At 39.2% G+C, this 18,657-nt stretch carries 18 protein-coding genes; 6 read left to right on the top strand and 12 right to left on the bottom strand.

Features of this window, described 5'->3' with window-relative positions; genetic code table 11:
• Positions 1 to 164 precede the first annotated feature (164 nt).
• A complete protein-coding gene (locus AC1RJ8_RS22145; protein ID WP_492955702.1) occupies positions 165 to 1,322 on the bottom strand; it encodes a FecR family protein in 1,158 nt (385 codons plus the stop codon).
• Between the two features lie 183 nt (positions 1,323 to 1,505).
• On the opposite strand from AC1RJ8_RS22145, the gene AC1RJ8_RS22140 reads away from it, so the two are divergent.
• Complete coding sequence (locus AC1RJ8_RS22140; RefSeq protein WP_492955701.1) at positions 1,506 to 2,102, top strand: RNA polymerase sigma factor; 597 nt, start codon at positions 1,506 to 1,508, stop codon at positions 2,100 to 2,102.
• 214 nt (positions 2,103 to 2,316) lie between these two features.
• Here AC1RJ8_RS22140 and AC1RJ8_RS22135 read toward each other — a convergent pair whose 3' ends face one another.
• From AC1RJ8_RS22135 to AC1RJ8_RS22085, 11 genes are all read right to left on the bottom strand, one after another.
• Entirely contained in the window at positions 2,317 to 2,757 is a 441-nt protein-coding gene (locus tag AC1RJ8_RS22135; RefSeq protein ID WP_492955700.1) for a DUF2147 domain-containing protein, read from the bottom strand.
• A 183-nt stretch (positions 2,758 to 2,940) separates the two neighbouring features.
• Positions 2,941 to 3,939: an NADP-dependent oxidoreductase gene (locus AC1RJ8_RS22130; RefSeq protein ID WP_492955699.1), complete on the bottom strand. Its 999-nt coding sequence runs from the start codon at positions 3,937 to 3,939 to the stop codon at positions 2,941 to 2,943.
• A 2-nt stretch (positions 3,940 to 3,941) separates the two neighbouring features.
• Complete coding sequence (locus AC1RJ8_RS22125) at positions 3,942 to 4,709, bottom strand: SDR family oxidoreductase (RefSeq protein ID WP_492955698.1); 768 nt, start codon at positions 4,707 to 4,709, stop codon at positions 3,942 to 3,944.
• 28 nt (positions 4,710 to 4,737) lie between these two features.
• A complete protein-coding gene (locus AC1RJ8_RS22120; RefSeq protein ID WP_492955697.1) occupies positions 4,738 to 5,469 on the bottom strand; it encodes an SDR family oxidoreductase in 732 nt (243 codons plus the stop codon).
• Between the two features lies 1 nt (position 5,470).
• Positions 5,471 to 6,577: an alkene reductase gene (locus AC1RJ8_RS22115; RefSeq protein WP_492955696.1), complete on the bottom strand. Its 1,107-nt coding sequence runs from the start codon at positions 6,575 to 6,577 to the stop codon at positions 5,471 to 5,473.
• Positions 6,578 to 6,630: 53 nt separating this feature from the next.
• Positions 6,631 to 7,221, bottom strand: a complete 591-nt coding sequence (locus tag AC1RJ8_RS22110) for a TetR/AcrR family transcriptional regulator (RefSeq protein WP_492955695.1) — start codon at positions 7,219 to 7,221, stop codon at positions 6,631 to 6,633.
• Positions 7,222 to 7,454: 233 nt separating this feature from the next.
• Positions 7,455 to 7,673, bottom strand: coding sequence for a hypothetical protein (locus tag AC1RJ8_RS22105; RefSeq protein WP_492955771.1), 219 nt, complete (start codon positions 7,671 to 7,673; stop codon positions 7,455 to 7,457).
• Between the two features lie 297 nt (positions 7,674 to 7,970).
• Positions 7,971 to 8,567, bottom strand: coding sequence for a TetR/AcrR family transcriptional regulator (locus tag AC1RJ8_RS22100; RefSeq protein WP_492955694.1), 597 nt, complete (start codon positions 8,565 to 8,567; stop codon positions 7,971 to 7,973).
• A gap of 115 nt (positions 8,568 to 8,682) precedes the next feature.
• Positions 8,683 to 9,969, bottom strand: coding sequence for a TolC family protein (locus AC1RJ8_RS22095; RefSeq protein WP_492955693.1), 1,287 nt, complete (start codon positions 9,967 to 9,969; stop codon positions 8,683 to 8,685).
• Between the two features lie 10 nt (positions 9,970 to 9,979).
• Positions 9,980 to 13,087: an efflux RND transporter permease subunit gene (locus tag AC1RJ8_RS22090; RefSeq protein WP_492955692.1), complete on the bottom strand. Its 3,108-nt coding sequence runs from the start codon at positions 13,085 to 13,087 to the stop codon at positions 9,980 to 9,982.
• 8 nt (positions 13,088 to 13,095) lie between these two features.
• Positions 13,096 to 14,157: an efflux RND transporter periplasmic adaptor subunit gene (locus AC1RJ8_RS22085; RefSeq protein WP_492955691.1), complete on the bottom strand. Its 1,062-nt coding sequence runs from the start codon at positions 14,155 to 14,157 to the stop codon at positions 13,096 to 13,098.
• A gap of 249 nt (positions 14,158 to 14,406) precedes the next feature.
• On the opposite strand from AC1RJ8_RS22085, the gene AC1RJ8_RS22080 reads away from it, so the two are divergent.
• From AC1RJ8_RS22080 to AC1RJ8_RS22060, 5 genes are all read left to right on the top strand, one after another.
• Positions 14,407 to 14,997 (top strand): TetR/AcrR family transcriptional regulator, encoded by a 591-nt coding sequence (locus AC1RJ8_RS22080; protein WP_492955690.1) that lies wholly within the window; start codon positions 14,407 to 14,409, stop codon positions 14,995 to 14,997.
• Between the two features lie 112 nt (positions 14,998 to 15,109).
• Positions 15,110 to 15,397 (top strand): peroxiredoxin family protein, encoded by a 288-nt coding sequence (locus AC1RJ8_RS22075; protein ID WP_492955689.1) that lies wholly within the window; start codon positions 15,110 to 15,112, stop codon positions 15,395 to 15,397.
• A gap of 391 nt (positions 15,398 to 15,788) precedes the next feature.
• Entirely contained in the window at positions 15,789 to 17,120 is a 1,332-nt protein-coding gene (gene lat / locus AC1RJ8_RS22070) for an L-lysine 6-transaminase (RefSeq protein WP_492955688.1), read from the top strand.
• A 2-nt stretch (positions 17,121 to 17,122) separates the two neighbouring features.
• The gene (locus tag AC1RJ8_RS22065) at positions 17,123 to 17,524 is read left to right on the top strand and encodes a hypothetical protein (protein ID WP_492955687.1); all 402 of its coding nucleotides are present in this window, start codon (positions 17,123 to 17,125) and stop codon (positions 17,522 to 17,524) included.
• Positions 17,525 to 17,548: 24 nt separating this feature from the next.
• On the top strand, positions 17,549 to 18,409 hold the full coding sequence (locus AC1RJ8_RS22060) for a hypothetical protein (protein WP_492955686.1): 861 nt from the start codon (positions 17,549 to 17,551) through the stop codon (positions 18,407 to 18,409).
• Positions 18,410 to 18,657 lie beyond the last annotated feature (248 nt).

Genomic DNA, 18,657 nt, shown 5'->3' with positions numbered 1-18,657 from the left:
TTGCAAGAGATATCCCCGCACTGAAGTGCAGTAAAAATTTTATACATTTGGTTAGGATTAAATAGTTGTTGTTTGGATGATTATTCTGATCCACAATTAGCTATAGGCTAATCAATTCCGGGAGTGGTCTCAAGCACTTCCGGTTTTTGGATTTTTTCAGGTATTTATTTAACTATAACAGTGATCCTCCTTTCTTCGGTTACAAACCGGACTTTATCTGTTAACTCAATATTTTTCAGCAGGCTTTTAAGCCCTTTCGACCGAGAGTAATTCCCATCGAAATTAATTCCGGATACATCGCCTTTATATTCAACATCTACATCGTACCACCTCGATATCTTTTTCATAATCGAGCTGATATTTTCATTATTGAAGATAAACATATCATTTTTCCAGGCCATCACCTCTTCTACATCTGCAGGTACAACCTTCAAGTTGTTCTGCAGGTTATTGACCGCCATTTGGCCAGGTTTAATCAGTGTGGATGATTTTTTGTAGTTGATTTTCACGGATCCCTCCAATAGGGTGGTCATGATGTTCCTGTCCTCGGCAAAAGCGGTAATATTGAAATGTGTCCCCAATACTTCCACCTCCTGTTTCCCCTCAACATCCACTTTAAAAGGCATTTCTTTGTTCTTGGTTACTTCAAAATAGGCTTCACCTGTAAGTATTACCTTGCGTTCCTTTCCTGTAAACGCTGTAGGAAAACTTAATGAGGAAGAAGAATTCAACCATACCCGCGTTCCATCAGGCAGTGTTATGTTGTATTTCCCCCCTCTTGGGATTGTAATCTTATTCAGTACATTATTCAGGTTTTTACCTGTGGCAGATACAACCAGACCATTACCAGATTTAGAAATATCGGCATTTCCGTGCCTACTGATGATCCCATTACCAATACCGTCAAGCTTGATGCGCGCTCCATTTGACAAGGTAAGTACCGCATTTGTTGAGCCTGGCAATATGTCTTTTTTGCTGATCTCCTGCTTTTTGGCAAGGATAGTATTTTCTTTGATTTTTGCTGAGCTAAAAAGATCCGTTCCAAAATAGATAAAAAGTAAAACCGATGCTGCGATTGCAGCGGCTGCCTGCCATTTCAGGCGTTTGATCCAGATCGGTTTTTTTACAGGCAATTGTCCGTTGATGCTGTTATGAATCCTTTCTTTTAATGTTTTTCCCAAGCGTTTCTCATCTTCTTCTGACAGTGAAAGGCCCGGCAGCCCTTGGGCATCCTGATAAGCGAAAAGCATATGTTCTTCCTGGAGCGTACACGCTCCCCTAAGGTATTTCTCGCAGAGAGAAAGATATTCATTTTCGGTCATTACAGGGCGACTTGGGTTTAAATTTGGTCCTTTATTATATAGACACGGATTTTAATCCGCACACACATAAAAAATTTAAAAAAAAAATAAACTTTCAAAAAACAGTTCCTATACATTGATAGATACCAGGTGTATGCATTTTTTATTTCGATTTTTAAATCATAGCTTTATTTCAAACAAACTATGCCAGCGAGCAATTATACCGATCCCGAATTATTACAGCTTATACTTTTAGATGATGAAAAAGCGTTCAACTCCCTGTTTGACCGCCATTGGTCTAAAGTTTATGCCGTATGCTATAGGTATGTTAAAGATGAGGAAGCTGCGCTTGAAATCACCCACGATATATTCCTGAACATCTGGAACAAACGGCACCAGTTGAACATAGGCTCTTTTAAGAATTATGTACTCACCAGCGCAAGTTATCGGGGGATCAGAAGGAAACAGCAGCTGAATGCAGTACCAATAAACTATGTAGAGGATTACAGTCAGGGCGGGCATTCCTTTTTACAGAATGAGTTTTCAGCTACCAACACTGGAGAAGAAAAGATCACAGCAGAAGAATTTGATACAAAGGTTATGCAAATGCTCGCTGAACTCCCAAAAAGATGCCGTGAGATCTACCTCTTGAGCCGTAAGGAAAACCTCAGTATCACTGAAATTTCATTAAAACTTAACATCTCAAAACGGACCGTTGAGAACCAGCTCACTGCTGCATTAAAACACCTGAGGCACTGCCTTAAATATTCAGGAATCCTTTTGATCCTGATGCAGAAATAATTACTCTTTGTTTATATTCTGCAATCAGCGATGAGTAATTTGATCATGCAATCAAATGAAGAGGCGAGGTTTGTACTTTTACAATCCTCAGCTTTAGTAAATATCTTATTCATCTGTTTATAGATATTTACTTTACTTAGGCTTTCTAAAGCAATTTGGTTTATTATACTCCTTGGATTAATCGCTTTCATCTATGAATTTTACGCGCGATCCATTATTTGATCCTTTCCCATATAGCAGTTCTTCCAAGTAGGGAAATACCGATATATCCTCTGATATTCAGCTTCCCATCTGATATTTTCATGGTGCAACTGTAGGTTTTGCCGCTATAAGGATCATAAATTTCGCCCCCCTCCCAAACCTCATCATTGTAAATAAAATTTTTAAGCATTAAAAGATCTTTAAGATTGCGTCCCCTCAATTTTTCATCTTTGTTTTTTACATCCTTTTTAGAAGTAGATCCATCTGATTCATACATGGTTTTGCCCCAGATCAGTTTGCCAAAATATTTATTTCCGGTTTTGTAGATTTCAATCTTCCCATCCTTTTCCTGACTCATCCAAACCCCCAATATTTTGTCTGAAGGCATATTTTGAGCTGCAATGTTATAAATTGCCAAAACTGATAGCATTAATGCCAAATAGATTTTTCTCATCACTTATTTTTTGATATTTTTAATAACTGCGTTTTCAAAGGTTTTGAACGAAAAGTACTGTAAAAGCCCTTACCAGCCTGGTGGTTAACCCTTGGGTTTTCATCTTCGGGCAAAAGAGAATTTCTTCATTAAGGCGGTGATTGAAGCAGGACAATCCAAAATACTTGTGAAATGCTTACTAACCTATTTTATTTTAATCACCACTTTACCTTTTGCGCGTCCGCTCTCCACATATTCTAAGGCCTCATTTGTCTGCTCGAAAGCATATATCTTATCCACTACAGGCTTAATGATATCAGCTTCAATTAACTTTGTGATCTGATCAAGCTGGCTTCCGCTGGCTTTCATTAATAGAAACTTATAATCGACATGACGCTTTTTTGCTTTGCTCCGGATGCTAAAACTAATCAGTGACAGTATAGCCTTTAAATACCACGGAAGTCCTATTTCTTTAGCAAGCTCTGGTGTTGGGGGGCCTGAAATGGAAATGACCTTGCCCTCAGGTTTTAAGATATTAAGTGATTTTTCCAGGGTTTTATTGTCCTGGCTATTGAGAACTACATCGTAATCTTTAAGCAGCGTTTCAAAATCCTGCGTTTTGTAGTCAATCGAGATGTCTGCTCCCAGCGCTTTCACCAATGCGAAACTTCTTGTACCAGCTGTGGTTGCAACGGTTGCGCCCAAATGTTTGGCCAACTGGATGGCTATCGTACCTACACCTCCAGACCCCGCTTGAATAAACACTTTATCTCCTTTTTTTAACCGGGCACTTTCAACCAAAGCCTGCCAGGCTGTGAGTGCAACCAGCGGAATTGAGGCAGCTTCCTCCATTGTTAAATTACTGGGCTTCAAGGCCACATCATTTTCGTTTATGGCAATGTACTGCGCAAATGTGCCGATATGAAAATCTGAGGGGCGTGAATAAATCTCATCGCCAGCTTTAAACTTCTTTACTTTCTTTCCAACCTGAGTAATGATCCCTGCAACATCATGGCCTAAAATTAAAGGAAACTTGTAGGGCAATAATAATTTGAATTCCCCTTTTTTGATTTTTGAATCCAAAATGTTTAAGCTAGCTGAATGAATCTCTACCAGAACTTCGCTATCCGCAACTTTTGGTATCGAAACATCTGCTAGCTGAAGACCATCTTTGGTATATTTGTTTATGACGTATGCTTTCATGTTTATTTTTGTAAAAGTTGATGGGTTGTCTTTGGATTGATTATGTTAAACGCAGTTTTTGGGAAAAGCCTGTTAATCACACTAAATATTTTTGCATCGCCCACACGGATGGTGTAATGGTCTTTTAATAAACCATTTACCAATCCTTTAATCATCTCTTCTGAAGTTATTTTTTTATCATTTCTTTCTGCAGTCATTTCAGTGGCCACAAGCGGTGGAACCAGCTCAAATATTTTCAGCTTACTTCCAATGATTTTTAAATGCTCCCGAAGAGATATGGTGTAAAATGCCAATGCAGTTTTAGATGAAGAATAGGTAGCCTCAATTAACGAAGGAGACATACTCAATATGGATGTAGTATTAATGATTGCCGCTTCACTTCTTGATTTAAGCATATCCAGGAAAAGATTATTAAGCCTGATTACACCGAAATAATTAACTTCCATTTCGTAGGCGGCATCCTCAAGATGTTTATCATTAGCAATACCCAGATTTGAAGGAGCAGCTAAAACGCCGGCATTATTATACAGGATATCAATACCCCCCAATTCTTTTACTGTTTTAAAAAGAGCTTTAGCATCTGCTTCTATGGCCACATCACTCTGTAAAGCCGTTAGTGCTGGATACGCTTGTTTAGCTGCATCCAGTTTTGCCTGGTTTCTACCTGTAATAATAACTTTCGCACCAATTTTTAAAAATTGTTTTGCAGCCTCAAGCCCTATCCCTGAAGCGCCGCCTGTGATCAGGATTGTCTTTCCTTTTAAGTCCATATCTTTTGAGTTTTATCTTAAAAAAGAATTAATGAGCCACTTGCTCTGTGACTGGATTTATCAATGCGTGAATTTTTATCGTGTCGCCAACCGGAACTTCAAATTGATTTTTCTCTAAAGCAGTGAAAAGCTCGTCTGCTACCTCCGAAGGTGGAATGCCGTTTGCACCGCCAATTTCTGCTGAAAATTCAGTGTTAACCAACGGCGGATATACTTCATAAACATTCAATTTCTCATTGCCTGCAAAGGTGTCCCTCAGGCCTTGTGTGTAGCTGTGGAGCGCAGCTTTGCTGGCAGCGTATGTTGGCAGGTATTTATTTGATCTGAATACTGTAATGGAAGAAATATTAATAACAGCCGCATCCTCTTGTATCAAGAGCTGAGGCAATAACAATGAGGTAAAATGAATAACGCTGATGTAATTGGTATTAATTTCCTGATATGCTTTTTCTGCAGCGTTATTATTACCATCACTTAAATCATTCATAAATGAGGCACCGGCATTATTCACAATGATATTCACGTTTGGATAATTTGTTTTAAGCTCTTCGGCAATTCGAAATCTATCTGCTTCTATTGAAAGGTCTCCTGATATGCCAACTGCAGAACTACCTAGCTCCTTCAAAGCATTTTTAAGGCGTTCTTCACTACGTCCGTTAATGATAATTTTATTTCCAGCTGCATCGAGCTTTTTAGCAATAGCCAAACCAATGCCTGCACTTCCACCGCTTATAAATATGGTATTTCCTGTCGTTTTCATTTTATTTAATTTCAGATTGTGATAAAAAAGCATAATCGGTATAACCTTTTTCTCCTGGTGTATAGAACGTTGCCGGATCAGGAGTATTCAATGGGGCATCGGTTTTATAACGCTCCACCAAATCCGGATTAGCGATAAACGGAACGCCAAATGAAACCAGGTCTGCATCTCCATCGTTTAGTACTTTTGTTGCTGTCTCTTTATTGAATGCCCTGTTGATAATGATAGTACCATTGTAAATCTTACGGAAATGTTTAGCAACCTCCTGTATGGCTTGTGGATTACCTGTAACATCGGTAAATGGCTCAATAAGATGAAGATATGCCAAACCGTAATCATTCAATCTACCTACAATATACTCATATAATCCGATCGTTTCATCATCAACCAATATTCCCATAATCCCGTTTAATGATGGGTTTAGACGTAGGCCAACACGATCGCTATCCACTACCTCTTTCAGGGCATCCAGAATATCAAATAGGATACGGGCACGGTTTTCTATTGAGCCGCCATATTCATCCTGGCGTTGATTAGTATTTTTACTAAAAAACTGCTGGAGCAGGTAGCCATTTGCCCCATGTAGTTCTACCCCATCAAAACCAGCTTCAATAGCATTAAGGGCGGCCTGTTTGAAATCGGATACAGTTTGTTTAATATTGCCCAAAGTCATTGCCCTAGACATCTCGCTGTTTTTAAAGCCTGTCGGTGTAAATATTTGCAGGTTTGGATTATAACTGGATGGTGCAAGAGGAGCTTCACCATGATGGAAATCCGGGTGAGAATAGGCACCTGTGTGCCACAATTGCGCAAAGATTTTACCCTCTTTTTCGTGAACGGCTGATGTAGTCATTTTCCATCCTTCTATCTGCTCCTGACTATATATTCCCGGAACATTTACTACACCCACTGCCTCAGGGCTTATCACCGTACCTTCGGAAATAATCAGCCCTGCACTTGCCCGCTGGACATAATATTCAGCCGTTAAAGCGGTAGCTGCATGCAGATCATTATCGGATCTTGAACGCGTCATAGGTGCCAGAACCATGCGATTTTTAAGTTGCGTTTTTCCGATGGCAAACGGATCAAACAATTTTGTAATATTCATAATTTCAAATCTATATTTTATACTTTTTAGTATATTTTAAAACAAAAAAAATATCATTTCTCATACTGAGCCAATTCGGCTTTGAGGCTTTTTACCAAGACAAGCATTGGCTTGGTAACTTCCATAGCCCTGCACATCACTGTAGCCCCTTCAACAGATGCCATCAGCTTAAAAGCAAAACCAGCCGGATCTAGCTCCGGAGTAAACTCTCCATTATCGATTCCACTTTGAAGAAGGGCTGTAAGCTCCTCCTGGCCCACACGAAGAACCTTTGCGACTTTTTTCTTTAGCAATGGATAGTTATCGTCAGTTTCAACAGCGGTATTAAATATGGGACAACCGCCTGGAATCGGCGTATTGATCGGATCCTTATAAAAATCAATAAATGCCCAAACCTTAGCTTTAACACTTTTTTTTGTTGAAATAGCAGATCTAAGACGCTGGGAAAGCTTATCCAAAGCGTAATCTATTACCTGAGATGAGAGATCATCTTTTCCATCAAAATGCCCATAAAGCGCACCTTTGGTCAATCTGGTAGCAGCGAGAATCTCATCAATGGTCACACCTGCAACTCCCTTTTCATTATATAGCGGCATGGCTGTTTCCAAAATAAATTGTTTTGTTTTCTCTGCTTTCGATAACATAGTGATAAATTTCGATAAGCAAATATACCAAAAGGTTTATTATTAGAAAATATTTTCTCTATAAATCAGGCTATCTATACTTAATTTACGCTTACCTGACTGATTGATGGGCGTAATCTTTTCCCTTGCAACCGGCGAATGAAAATCAAGATTAGCATTAAAGTAATTTTCCTTAGAGTATCTGCTCATTTTGGTCATACAGATCAAAACAATTATTGCCACGAACCAAAGGCTCATGGCAATAAAAATCCTGAAGACTTACTATAAGCTTTCAGCACCCTGGGATTTTCTTCACGACAGGGATGGCACCATGATGCCCAATCCTTTCTTGCATTATCTGCCGACCGATAAAGAAAGCCCTTCAAGTGAATTTCATTTTCAAAATTGGCTTTATTGTTCCATAATCTCGCAAAGAGATCCTCCAGGATATCTTCAGCATCATCCTGGGCGATAGTGCGACTGATAAAAAACCTTAGAGGGGTGGTAATAAGTCATGTAAACCTGCTCAAAACTAGAACTTCTTCCCATGTTCAATGAAAACTGCATACTTTCTTCTAGTTTTTTAGCTATCATGCTTATCGTACCATGGGTGGATTTCGAAAATATTTAGGGTAGCACCAAACATAAAAATAAATTGGTTTCCATCAAGCCTTGTATCCCTTATAAGCACCTTTTATTGCATATACCACTAATATTTAGCTTAAATATGATTTGATAAAAATCGGCATTTAAATCAACCTATAATTACACTAAAATCTGAGCCCTTTTATAAATACAGATGAGAATTCCCTTGCATTTTTATAAACAAGAAGATGATGACGATGATGGACATGAATTTTGGTTTGCTTATCAACAAAATGATTCATAAACATTCCCTGCATACAATTAAAATAGAGATGTACTGTTTTGTCAATATTTTCCGATCGGACTTCCATCTTTCTACTCGCAGCATGAAACACATTTCTTAAGAAGTTTGTATAAATAAGCTTAGCCTTGATGAATTTATGATGCAGAATTTTATCTTTAGGATTTAAAAAATGGTCTTTTGAGCAACCAAGCAGGGCGTACTGCTTAAATAATGTTCTATGCATTTTTATTACGTCATCCAAGATCTGTTCTAATGACTGATCTAAGTTTACCTTTTCTAAAAGATAAAGATACTCATCTAAAACATGGTCAAAAACTGCCCTTACCAAATGGCTCTTATTAGTAAAATAATAATATAATGATGGTTTGGTAAGGGCTAAATCTTTCGCAATATCATCCATTGTCGTCTTTGAAATCCCATAGTAGATAAAGCGCCTGATTGCTGCGTTAACTATTGCTTGCCTTTTATCTTTCAGCATTTGTCTGTTACGCTATTTTTCCGGAATCAGTTTTAATTTTTACGGTTTGTGCTTTCAGTCTGTAAAGTTTCCGATCTTTAATCAAACACAACAATATTGATGATATCGCTTTCGATCAGGGAGCCACTTTTGAAGTAACGTAGTTGTAAATAGCTGCTTTGACATAGAAGTCAGAAAAGGCAGTAGCTACAGTACTGGATGCCTGCTGATAGGCCGCCTGCGCATCTAGCACATCAGAAACTGTGGCCAGCCCAGATTTATAATTATCCTGATTTACCTTTAGGTTTTCCGTAGCAAGTTCAAGGTTATCTTTAGCAAAAGAAATTTGAACAAGCTGATCCTTCAAATCATACCAATAGCGTGTAATTCCAACTTTTATCTGATTTTGACCATCAAGAAAATCGTTCTTTGCAATCTGCTCACTGATTTTACGCTGTGCGACTTTTTGCTTTCCCCTCCCCCAGAGCCCGCTAGATATTGGCAAACTAAGGGTAATCAATCCTGCGGGAGCAAAGCTACCACCAATGCCACTATTTATGGAACCAACTTGTGAGGCACTTACTCCAAGCGCTAAAGTAGGCCGGTTATCCCCCCTGGCAAGACGGGTTTGCAACACTTCACCCTTTACCCGCTTATCAAGTAGAATATAATTGGGATTTTCAGAGATATTGGTATCCGGACGAAGTGCCAATAGGGTTGGCATGGTTTTCTTATCTAAGGTATCCTGCATAACGAGTAATGAGTCAAATGCAAGACCGGTATACATGGAAAAATCTAGCAGGGCAACCCTTCGGCCATTTTTCAGTTTGCTCTTATTGACCAATAACTCACTCAACTGTACTTTAACCTTAAGCAAGTCATTGCGGGCGATTAGACCAGATGCGAGCATATCTTTCTGCACCTTTAGCACAGCCATTAGTAAGGTTTCGTTGACTGAAAGTGTTTTTTGTTGTTCCTGAATATTGACCAGGTTCCAGTATTTTTGCTCGGTCAAGAGGATTACAGAATCGAGTGATTGTTTTTTCCTGATCTGACTAACTTCAAGCTGCAAAGCGGCAAGTTCGTTTCCTGTTTTTATCTTTCCTCCCGCATACAACGTTTCCGTCCCAGTTACCCCAACCAGGTATAGGTTGTTAATCCCTTCATTCAATAGCGGTGGTAAGGCCGCTACTAAATCCTTAAAGCCATATAAACCTACACCTGTGCCGCTAACAGCAGGAAGGTAATCAGACTTTGCTGCTGCAAGGTCTGATTTCGAAGAATTTATTCTCAGTTCACTGTTTTTGAGTGAATAACTATAAGCTATTGCAGCCTGCTTACTCTGTTCGAGTGAAATCGTGTGGATCTGGGCATTAGCGCCCAGAAATCCGACAAATGTTATATAATATAATAGAAATTTCATGGTGTTATCTTTAAACATGTACTGGTTCAGACATTTCATTTTCTGGCTGGTTTTGATCTTCTTTACGGAAGAATAGCCAATAGAGTGTTGGTAGAATAAATAATGTTAAAAGCATGGAAACAATCAGTCCGAAGCAAATAACTGTTCCTAAAGGCCCCCAAAGTGATGATCTGCTGATCACCATTGGGATCACACCCACTGCTGCTGCAGAAGAAGTCAAAAAGATCGGACGCATCCGCCGCTCGGCGGAAAGCTTGGCTGCCTCAAATACTGATTTACCTTCATGCAGTCTTAATTCTTCAGCATGATCAATCAGTATAATTCCATTCCTTACCACAATACCACATAGAGCCAGCAGCCCAAGGAATGAGGTAAAACCAAAAGGATATCCGGCTACCAGTAATCCAAACGAAGCACCCAATATACTCAAAGGCATTGTTGTGATACTCAAGATGGCATGTTTAAGGTGTTTGAAATGCCAAAGTAAGATTAAGAAAATAAGGATGATACTTACTCCCAGGGCTACCCCCATAGGACCCTGATTTTCACCCTGCAGTTCAAGTTCCCCTCCGTAAGCAATGACTACCTCTTTTGGCAAGTTGATTTTTTCAATTTCAGGCATGAAGTCCATCAGCACTGCGTTGGCTACCGCATCCTGGGTAACGTCCATTCTTACAGTTAACGTCCTCATGCTGTTTCGGCGGGCAATCTGACCATCGTTCCAGTCAAAATTTACATTAGCTACTTGCCTTAGGGGAATAACGGACTGTGTTTGGGGAGACACCACATTCAGATTCCTCAGATCAGCAAGATCGCTTCTTGAAGTCTTAGGCGATCTAATCTTCACATCTACAGCATAATTACCCTCCCAAATTTGGGTTGCCCTTATACCTTCAGCATGCATGAGAACTGTGTTTGCAATATCATTTTTGCTCAGACCTAACCTTGCCGCATCAGCAGTCTTTATATCCAGAGCAAGGGTTGGCTGGGGCTCATTAAAATCTGTTCTCACCCAGTTTACCAATGGGTGTCTTTTCCCAATAGCGGTGACCTGTTGTGCAACCTTCTTTAAATCGGCAATATTATTCCCGCTAATACGAACCTCAATTGGCGCAAGTGCATTGATCATGTTCAATTGTTTCATTCGCACGAAAGCTGATGGGAACAGGTTGCCGTACTTGCGCTGATATTCTACAATCACTTCCTGTGTTGCGTCTTCAGATTCTGTTTTGATCAAAATCTGTGCATAGTTTTTAGCTGGGAGATTCGGTGCATATACAGAATGGAAACGTGGTGAGCTACTACCTATAAAGCTAGTGTAATTGATGATGCGCTTATCCTTTTTCAATATTTTTTCCATCCCTTTCACTACGCTATCGGTCTGGCCAAGGCTATAGCCGGAAGGCAGGTATATTTCCATAGCAAACTGGTTCCTTTCTACCTTTGGAAACAATTGCTGAGGCAGGACACCCATAATGGCGATACCTGCTACTATAGCAAGAGCTCCCAAAAAAACAGTGATTTTGTAGTGCTTCATGGAATTTCCAATATGGTTATTGAAAAAATCCTGCAATCTATCCAAAAACGACCTTTTTGACTTGATTTTATTATGCAAAAGCCCTTTTTTGATAAATAGCGTATTAAAAAAAGGCACTAGTAACATCGATATTAATAGAGAAAGCGTCAATGCGATCACAATAGTTACCGGAAAAAGCTGGATAAAATCTTTCGAGACACCAACCATAAAGAAAGCAAGCGGAATAAATGTTGCGGATATGGCCAGCGTTGCAGTGAACACCGAAGGAAATAATTCCTTTGCACTTTCCCTGGCCGCATCCCACACCGAGAAACCTTGATCGAGTTTCTCTAAATGATTATCAATGACCACGATCGGGTCATCCACTACAATTCCCAGTACAACTATCAAGGCTGCAAGGGTAACCGTATCGAGCTCAATTCCGAACATGTACATAATGGCAAGCGTGGCTGCTATGGTAATGGGAATAGTTGCGGCGGCAACTGCTGCTACCCTAAGAGGCAGTAACAATACGGCTACAGCTATAACCCCAATGAGCGCAAAGGCAAACTCCTTCATGAAGTGACTAATAGAATCATCAACAACTTCGGGTTGGTCTGCGAGTTTAACCAGCTTAACATCAGCAGGCAAATGACGCTGCACTTTTTCGATATGCGACTCGAGTTCCTTTCCAAAACTTACAATATTCTTTCCAGTTATCATTTCAAGCGAAATGATAATGGATTTGGTTCCGTTTGAGGTAACATAACTCTCAGGTTCATCATACTCCCGTTTCAGCGTGGCCACATCACGCAGGCGTATCGTGTTTCCATTTGCATCATGCCTGGTAATCTGTTCAGAAAGCTCAGCCTCAGATTTATAATAGGTATTAATATGAATGGGTTGATCAACCACGGCACCTTCCTGCTTACCTGTTGCATTTATCGCACCTTCATTCTGCAATACCTGCATAATATTGCCAGCTGTTACCCCCTTCTGCAAGAGTTTATTATTATCTACATAAACAGTAATCTGTTCATTGAGATTCCCTGTATGAGAAATTTTGGCCACATCCTGCACCTGCCTCAATTCTGCCTCAATATCCTCTACATTCTTTAAAAGTTCCTTATAAGGACGTGTCTTTGACTCTACCGACATCAGTAACGCCGAGGTATTGCCAAAGTCGCTATCGATGTAGAACCCCTTAACTTCTTTGGGCAACTGGCTTTGAAGCACGAGCATCCCATTTTTGATCTTATTCCAGAAAGCTTTAGTCTGGATGGCGTTCAGATTATCGGCTACCTCAACGAAGATGAACATCTGCCCGTCCCTTGAAAAAGAATAGGTTTTCTTCTTATTAACTTCGTTATTACTAAACAGGTATTCTTCAACTTTCTTGGTCAGCTGCTCTTCAACCTGCTTTGAAGAGGCACCCGGATACTGACCTGCAATAAGCCCCTGCCTGATGGTAAAGTCAGGAAATTCGTTTCTGGGCATGTTGAAAAGCGCAACAATTCCGAGAATAACTAGGATGGCGGATAGTGAAAGCGGGAGCACATGGTGTTCCATAGCCCATTCTATCAAATTTGATTTCTTTTTCATATCTACGCTTAGTTGCTTACAGTGACAGGGCTTTGATCTGCGAGTTTCTGATAACCGGATGTAATAATGCGTTCATCACCGATAAGGCCCGAACTGATGGAAATTCCATTGGCGTAAAGCTGGCCCACCTTTACAGTTTTTCGTATAGCCTTATTCTGATTGCCGAGGATATAAACAAATTTATTTCCCTTTTCATCTACCTGAACAGACTGCACTGGAACGATAACCTGAAGTGAATCGGTGGCGGAGACTTCATTACGTCCAGATTTTTCAAAACGCACTTTACAGAGCATCCCCGGTTTGAGTTTCTTTTCGGTATTGGCAATGGTGATGGTGATATTGTAATTAGCGCTTCCATTTAGTGCCAATACACCAATTTCAGTTACCTTGCCAGATACGGTTTGACTACCCAATGCTTCGATTTGCACATCTGCGGGCGATCCCACCTTATAGTGGTTCACTTCATTTTCGGGTACTGCAACCAATACTTTGAGCGTTCTGGTATCCAGAAGCTGCAATACAGGCTGGCCTGGAATTGCTACGGCCCCAGCCTCCGCTTTCTTTTCCCCAACATAACCGCTAGAAGGAGAATACAGCCTGGCGTGGGCGATGTTTTGATAGGTGGCGTTTGCCGCAGAATTGAGCTGTTCATAATTGGATTTCGCCTCCAGCATCTTGATTTCAGCTACACTTCCTTTTTTGAAAACTTCGTTGATCCGGCTGAAGTTCTCTTTGGCCAGTTTAACCTGTGCAAGCTGGGCATTATACTGGTTGCGGTAAATCGTTTCGTCTATCGTGCCAACCAACTGTCCCTTACTGATATAATCTCCAGTGCGAGCCGGAAAGCTTAAGATGGTTCCTGAAACCTGAAAACTCAGCTCAATAGTCTTATCTGCTTCCAGGGTTCCATCGTAAAGGATCTGGTCGTTGTTACCAGCGGATCCGCTTTTCAGATTGATTACATTAACAGATAATGTATCCAGGCCTGGGTTATGCTTTGCTTGATTAGAGCAACCGAATAAGCAGAGCATCATTACAGCTAATCCGGAAAGGGTGATTGTTGTCTTCATCAGAATTTAAACATTTATTGTTTTTTTGTCGATTTATATTCACTACTGTCCGAATGCAAAAAGCATTTATAGAGCTATTCTACCAATTTTACTAAAATTGTTTCAGCACAGCAATGTTCGACAAATATACATTTTTTGTTTTCATAGCAACACTAATTTATTTGTCATAAAACAGTTAAACCGTACATAATCAATAAATGACAATACTGATGCACTTATTAATAAACAATAATTGTATTTTTGTCGAATATGAGAAAGTTGGAGAACGATTCGGTTAAGGAAGAGATTATCAAAGCATCACAGGCGGTATTCCAACGTTATGGATACACCAGGGTATCCATGCAGGACATATCAAACGAATGCAAAAAAGGCCGCAGCACCTTGTACCATTACTTTAAGAATAAGGAAGAGGTACTGGATGCCGTCTGCTTCAGGTTATTTTCCGATTGTCTTCGCGCAAGTGAGGAAGCGATTAGCAAGCGGAAGTCTTTTTCTGCCAACATAGAGTCTTTCAATGCAGCGAAGCTGAAACATTTACTGGCCATGGTAAAGGAATACAAGCTGGCCATAGATGATCTGAGACAGGACCCTGCTTCTTTTTTGATCAAACTCCGGGCATTTGCCGAGGAGGAAATTGTGGTGGTCAAAAAAATCATTACCTGGGGGATCCTAAATAAGGATATCGCAGAGCTTCCGGATGAAGACAGCCAGTTTTTATCCGAAACCCTCCATGCAGCCTTTAAAAGTTTTGAGCAGGAAATCTTAATTTTTGGCCGCTTCCCCAATTATGAGAACAAACTTTCCTGGTTAGCCCAGATGTTCCATAAAGGCCTTCTGTGATAACTTTGCTATACAAAAATAGCCTACAGAAACCGCTCATCTGAAATACTAAGAGCTGCCGTATATTTTCTGAGTAAATGATTATATAAAAAAATGCCTAACAAGTTCAATAATGAGAATAAAATGTCTGATAAGCATTACTATCGCAACTTGCTTTAGGAAACCATATTGCCTTATTCAGCTTAACTATAAATATTGGCTAAAAGCTATACATCAGGATAACCTCGAAAAATGGCCACAGCTATCCGATCTGAAAGGCTGGTATAATGAAGTAGCTCGACTTTATGCTGTTAAGGCTATTCCAAATAATTTCTTGCTTTCACCAGAAGGAAAGATAATTGCCAGAAATTTAACTGGTGAGGATTTAAGTCAGAAACTGAAGGTAATTTTTGATCAGTAAAATTGAATGAGTCTGAGTATTAATGCTCAATACCCAGACTCATTCTTTGCCAGCATTAATTCTTTAGAAACTTCTTATCAAATAGCCCAAACAACAAATAAATCCAGGCACTATACAAGGATCAAATTAATAATAAGGAGTAAAAGTCCTATTACACGTTATTAGAATGGCAACCGAACCTACAAAGACCAATAAAAATCGGTAAGCTAAAATTATTTCACCTGCTTTTAGCTAAAAAGTTTTCCACACCTGTGAAGTCCAAAATCCAATTTTGTCTATAATCATACTTTAAACTGTTTAAACCTATTTTTTATGTAAAGTATACAAAAAGTGCTTAAATTTTGATTTTAGGCACATTTAACTAAATTTGGATTATACCAAAACCAAGTTTATGTATCAATTAACAGTACCTGCAGATCGCGTTAACGAATCGTTAAGTAAGCACATTTTGGCCGATGGTTTCGACCTGACTTATGACATGGAAAAAAGTCATGGCGCTTACATTTACGATGCTAAATACAACAGAACTTTACTCGATTTTTTCACTTGTTTTGCTTCCGTTCCTTTAGGTTATAACCATCCTAAAATGATTAATGATGAAGCGTTTAAAAAAAACCTTCTCCTCGCTGCATTAGCCAATCCATCGAACTCCGATGTTTACACCCAGCAGTATGCGCAGTTTGTTGAAACATTTTCCAAAGTTGGTATTCCGGCTTACCTGCCACATGCTTTTTTTATTGCTGGTGGAGGCTTAGCAGTAGAAAATGCAATTAAGGTAGCCATGGACTGGAAAGTTCAGAAAAACTTTACAAAGGGATATACTGAAGAAAAAGGCTTTAAGATTTTGCACTTCGAAAGGGCATTTCATGGCAGAACGGGTTATACTTTAAGCCTAACCAATACCCTACCCGATAAAACCAAGTGGTTTGCTAAATTCGATTGGCCAAGAGTGGCTGTTCCTGAAGTTAAATTCCCAATTTCGGGAAATAATTTAAGTCATGCCATTCAAACCGAAGAAACCTCTTTAGCGCAGATCAAAAATGCCTTTGCAGATCATAAAGACGATATCTGTGCTATAATTGTAGAGCCAATCCAATCTGAAGGAGGAGATAACCACCTGCGTGAAGAATTTTTGATCCAACTTAAGGCTTTGGCAGATGAAAATGATGCCTTCTTGATTTATGATGAAGTACAAACCGGTGTTGGGTTAACAGGTAAATTCTGGTGCCACCAACATTTCAGTGAAAAAGCTCGACCAGACATCATCGCTTTTGGAAAAAAAATGCAGGTTTGCGGTATTCTTGTCGGTAATAAGGTAGACGAAATTGAAACCAATGTATTTAAAGTGCCAAGCCGTATTAACTCAACATGGGGAGGCAATTTGGTTGATATGGTCCGTTCAACACAGATCTTACAAATTGTAGAAGAAGATCAACTTTGTGAGAATGCTGAAAAAGTGGGCACTTACTTAAGAGATCAACTAGAAAATTTATCGCATAAATTTGATCAAATGACAAATGTTCGTGGAAGAGGTCTGTTGTGTTCTTTTGATTTCCCGACAAAAGAGATGCGCAATGCATTTATTGGCAAAGGATTGGAAAACAATGTGATGTTTTTGGGCTGTGGTGAAAAAACGATACGCTTTCGTCCGGCACTTTGTATTGAGCAAAAACATATTGACGAAGGCTTGACGGTTATGGAAAAAATATTGCCTTTATTGTAGGCATGAATAGAAAATCGTTAGTTTATTTCTTAGTTGCAGGTATTTTAGTATTGGTCTTTTTCATGGTTAAGGCTGTTTTTGACCAGCCTGGGATTGAGGATATGAAAGCCGGTTTTAAAGAAGTTGCCAAGTACAGAAATGCAAACAATACTGGCCCGGTACAACGGATTTATATCGTTTCAGTTAAAGATTCTATATGGAAAGAAATGGAAGATTATGGCAATCTAATGCCCCATACCAAATACGGTAATACAAAAGTTTATTTCTTTATGCAAAACGGAAAGATTCCAAATACATTACAACCTGGTGCAATAAACTTCGATCCATCTTTTAATAAAGCCTGTATTGCCTTATTTGAAAAAAGTGCAATGAGCCAATCGGCATTCAATAAGTATCCGTTTTAAACGCAGTTTTTTTTATAATTACAAATGAATCGTGATTATAGTTCGATAAGTCCATCAGCAAAATCGCTTTTACTTGCCAAAAGTTTAACGAATATTCCCTTTGTTGCTGATGCTGTTAAGTTAATTTACGGTAACGATGCCCTTGAAAAATTATATCATAAAGATTTTGATGAGGTATTTTTGAAACGGTTAGTGCATTTTGAGAGTAGATATTTATCTCTGGATAGCTTACTTTTTGCATCGGGCTCTTTAAATATTATAGAAATTTCTTCTGGTTATTCTTTTAGGGGCTTGGATCTGGTTTTAAGGCATCCGACTATTTATTATTTGGACACTGATTTACAAGGCGTAATCGATATCAAAAAAGATTTGGTTGATCGGCTAATTGTTGATGAGAAATTACAACTAAAGGGCAAACTCAAAACCGAAGCTTTAAATGCTTTGGATGGAGACGCTTTTTCAAATGCTATAAATCAACTACCTCTCGGCCCGATTAGTATTATAAATGAAGGTTTATTGGTGTATTTAAATAATGAAGAAAAGATATCACTATGTAAAACCATCCATAAATCATTAAAACAAAGAGGTGGTTATTGGATCACTGCTGATGTATATGTTAAACGGCCGGCACCTAAAAATGAAACCAATGATCATTTTTCTCAGTTTCTGGAAGCACATCATGTAGAAGATAATAAGTTTGATAGCTTTGAACAGGCTGAACACTTCTTTCTTAAACAAGGTTTCAAATTAGTAACTAAAGCAACTTCAGTTTGGCATCAACTTTCCTCGCTAAAATATATTGATATTGAATTATTAAAAAAAATGAAAGAACAGGCGAATAAAATTGGGAGAATCCGAGAAACCTGGGTATTAAAAGCGATTTAATTAAACAGAATGAAATACTCAGCATTCTAATATGTAAAATTCTAGGAGTAATTTGCCAACTGCGTTAATCCTTATGATTTGGAAATGAAGGGTTTTGTGCATTTGGCATTTTCAGTCCCGCTTTCCCTCCTGCCAATTTGAAGGAAATTGGCATCCGTTCCAATCGGGTTTATGAACAATGTTTTGTGCCACGGAGAACAAACTCCTCTAATCTGCTCCGGTCTGTGTCCTCACAGAACGGAATACAC

The sequence above is a fragment of the Pedobacter sp. GW822-FHT03F06 genome, from assembly GCF_058801365.1.
The sequence above is the reverse complement of the archived record's forward strand: the minus strand, read 5'-3'. Positions and strand labels throughout refer to the sequence as shown.

What these genes read in the sequence shown, in the direction of transcription:
- AC1RJ8_RS22110 (WP_492955695.1), bottom strand. Translation starts at nt 7,221, where the DNA reads ATGTTATCGAAAGCAGAGAAAACAAAACAATTTATTTTGGAAACAGCC.
- AC1RJ8_RS22125 (WP_492955698.1), bottom strand. Translation starts at nt 4,709, where the DNA reads ATGGACTTAAAAGGAAAGACAATCCTGATCACAGGCGGCGCTTCAGGG.
- AC1RJ8_RS22085 (WP_492955691.1), bottom strand. Translation starts at nt 14,157, where the DNA reads ATGAAGACAACAATCACCCTTTCCGGATTAGCTGTAATGATGCTCTGC.
- AC1RJ8_RS22060 (WP_492955686.1), top strand. Translation starts at nt 17,549, where the DNA reads ATGAATCGTGATTATAGTTCGATAAGTCCATCAGCAAAATCGCTTTTA.
- AC1RJ8_RS22120 (WP_492955697.1), bottom strand. Translation starts at nt 5,469, where the DNA reads ATGAAAACGACAGGAAATACCATATTTATAAGCGGTGGAAGTGCAGGC.
- AC1RJ8_RS22075 (WP_492955689.1), top strand. Translation starts at nt 15,110, where the DNA reads ATGAGAATAAAATGTCTGATAAGCATTACTATCGCAACTTGCTTTAGG.
- lat (WP_492955688.1), top strand. Translation starts at nt 15,789, where the DNA reads ATGTATCAATTAACAGTACCTGCAGATCGCGTTAACGAATCGTTAAGT.
- AC1RJ8_RS22065 (WP_492955687.1), top strand. Translation starts at nt 17,123, where the DNA reads ATGAATAGAAAATCGTTAGTTTATTTCTTAGTTGCAGGTATTTTAGTA.
- AC1RJ8_RS22135 (WP_492955700.1), bottom strand. Translation starts at nt 2,757, where the DNA reads ATGAGAAAAATCTATTTGGCATTAATGCTATCAGTTTTGGCAATTTAT.
- AC1RJ8_RS22095 (WP_492955693.1), bottom strand. Translation starts at nt 9,969, where the DNA reads ATGAAATTTCTATTATATTATATAACATTTGTCGGATTTCTGGGCGCT.
- AC1RJ8_RS22080 (WP_492955690.1), top strand. Translation starts at nt 14,407, where the DNA reads ATGAGAAAGTTGGAGAACGATTCGGTTAAGGAAGAGATTATCAAAGCA.
- AC1RJ8_RS22140 (WP_492955701.1), top strand. Translation starts at nt 1,506, where the DNA reads ATGCCAGCGAGCAATTATACCGATCCCGAATTATTACAGCTTATACTT.
- AC1RJ8_RS22145 (WP_492955702.1), bottom strand. Translation starts at nt 1,322, where the DNA reads ATGACCGAAAATGAATATCTTTCTCTCTGCGAGAAATACCTTAGGGGA.
- AC1RJ8_RS22130 (WP_492955699.1), bottom strand. Translation starts at nt 3,939, where the DNA reads ATGAAAGCATACGTCATAAACAAATATACCAAAGATGGTCTTCAGCTA.
- AC1RJ8_RS22100 (WP_492955694.1), bottom strand. Translation starts at nt 8,567, where the DNA reads ATGCTGAAAGATAAAAGGCAAGCAATAGTTAACGCAGCAATCAGGCGC.
- AC1RJ8_RS22115 (WP_492955696.1), bottom strand. Translation starts at nt 6,577, where the DNA reads ATGAATATTACAAAATTGTTTGATCCGTTTGCCATCGGAAAAACGCAA.
- AC1RJ8_RS22090 (WP_492955692.1), bottom strand. Translation starts at nt 13,087, where the DNA reads ATGAAAAAGAAATCAAATTTGATAGAATGGGCTATGGAACACCATGTG.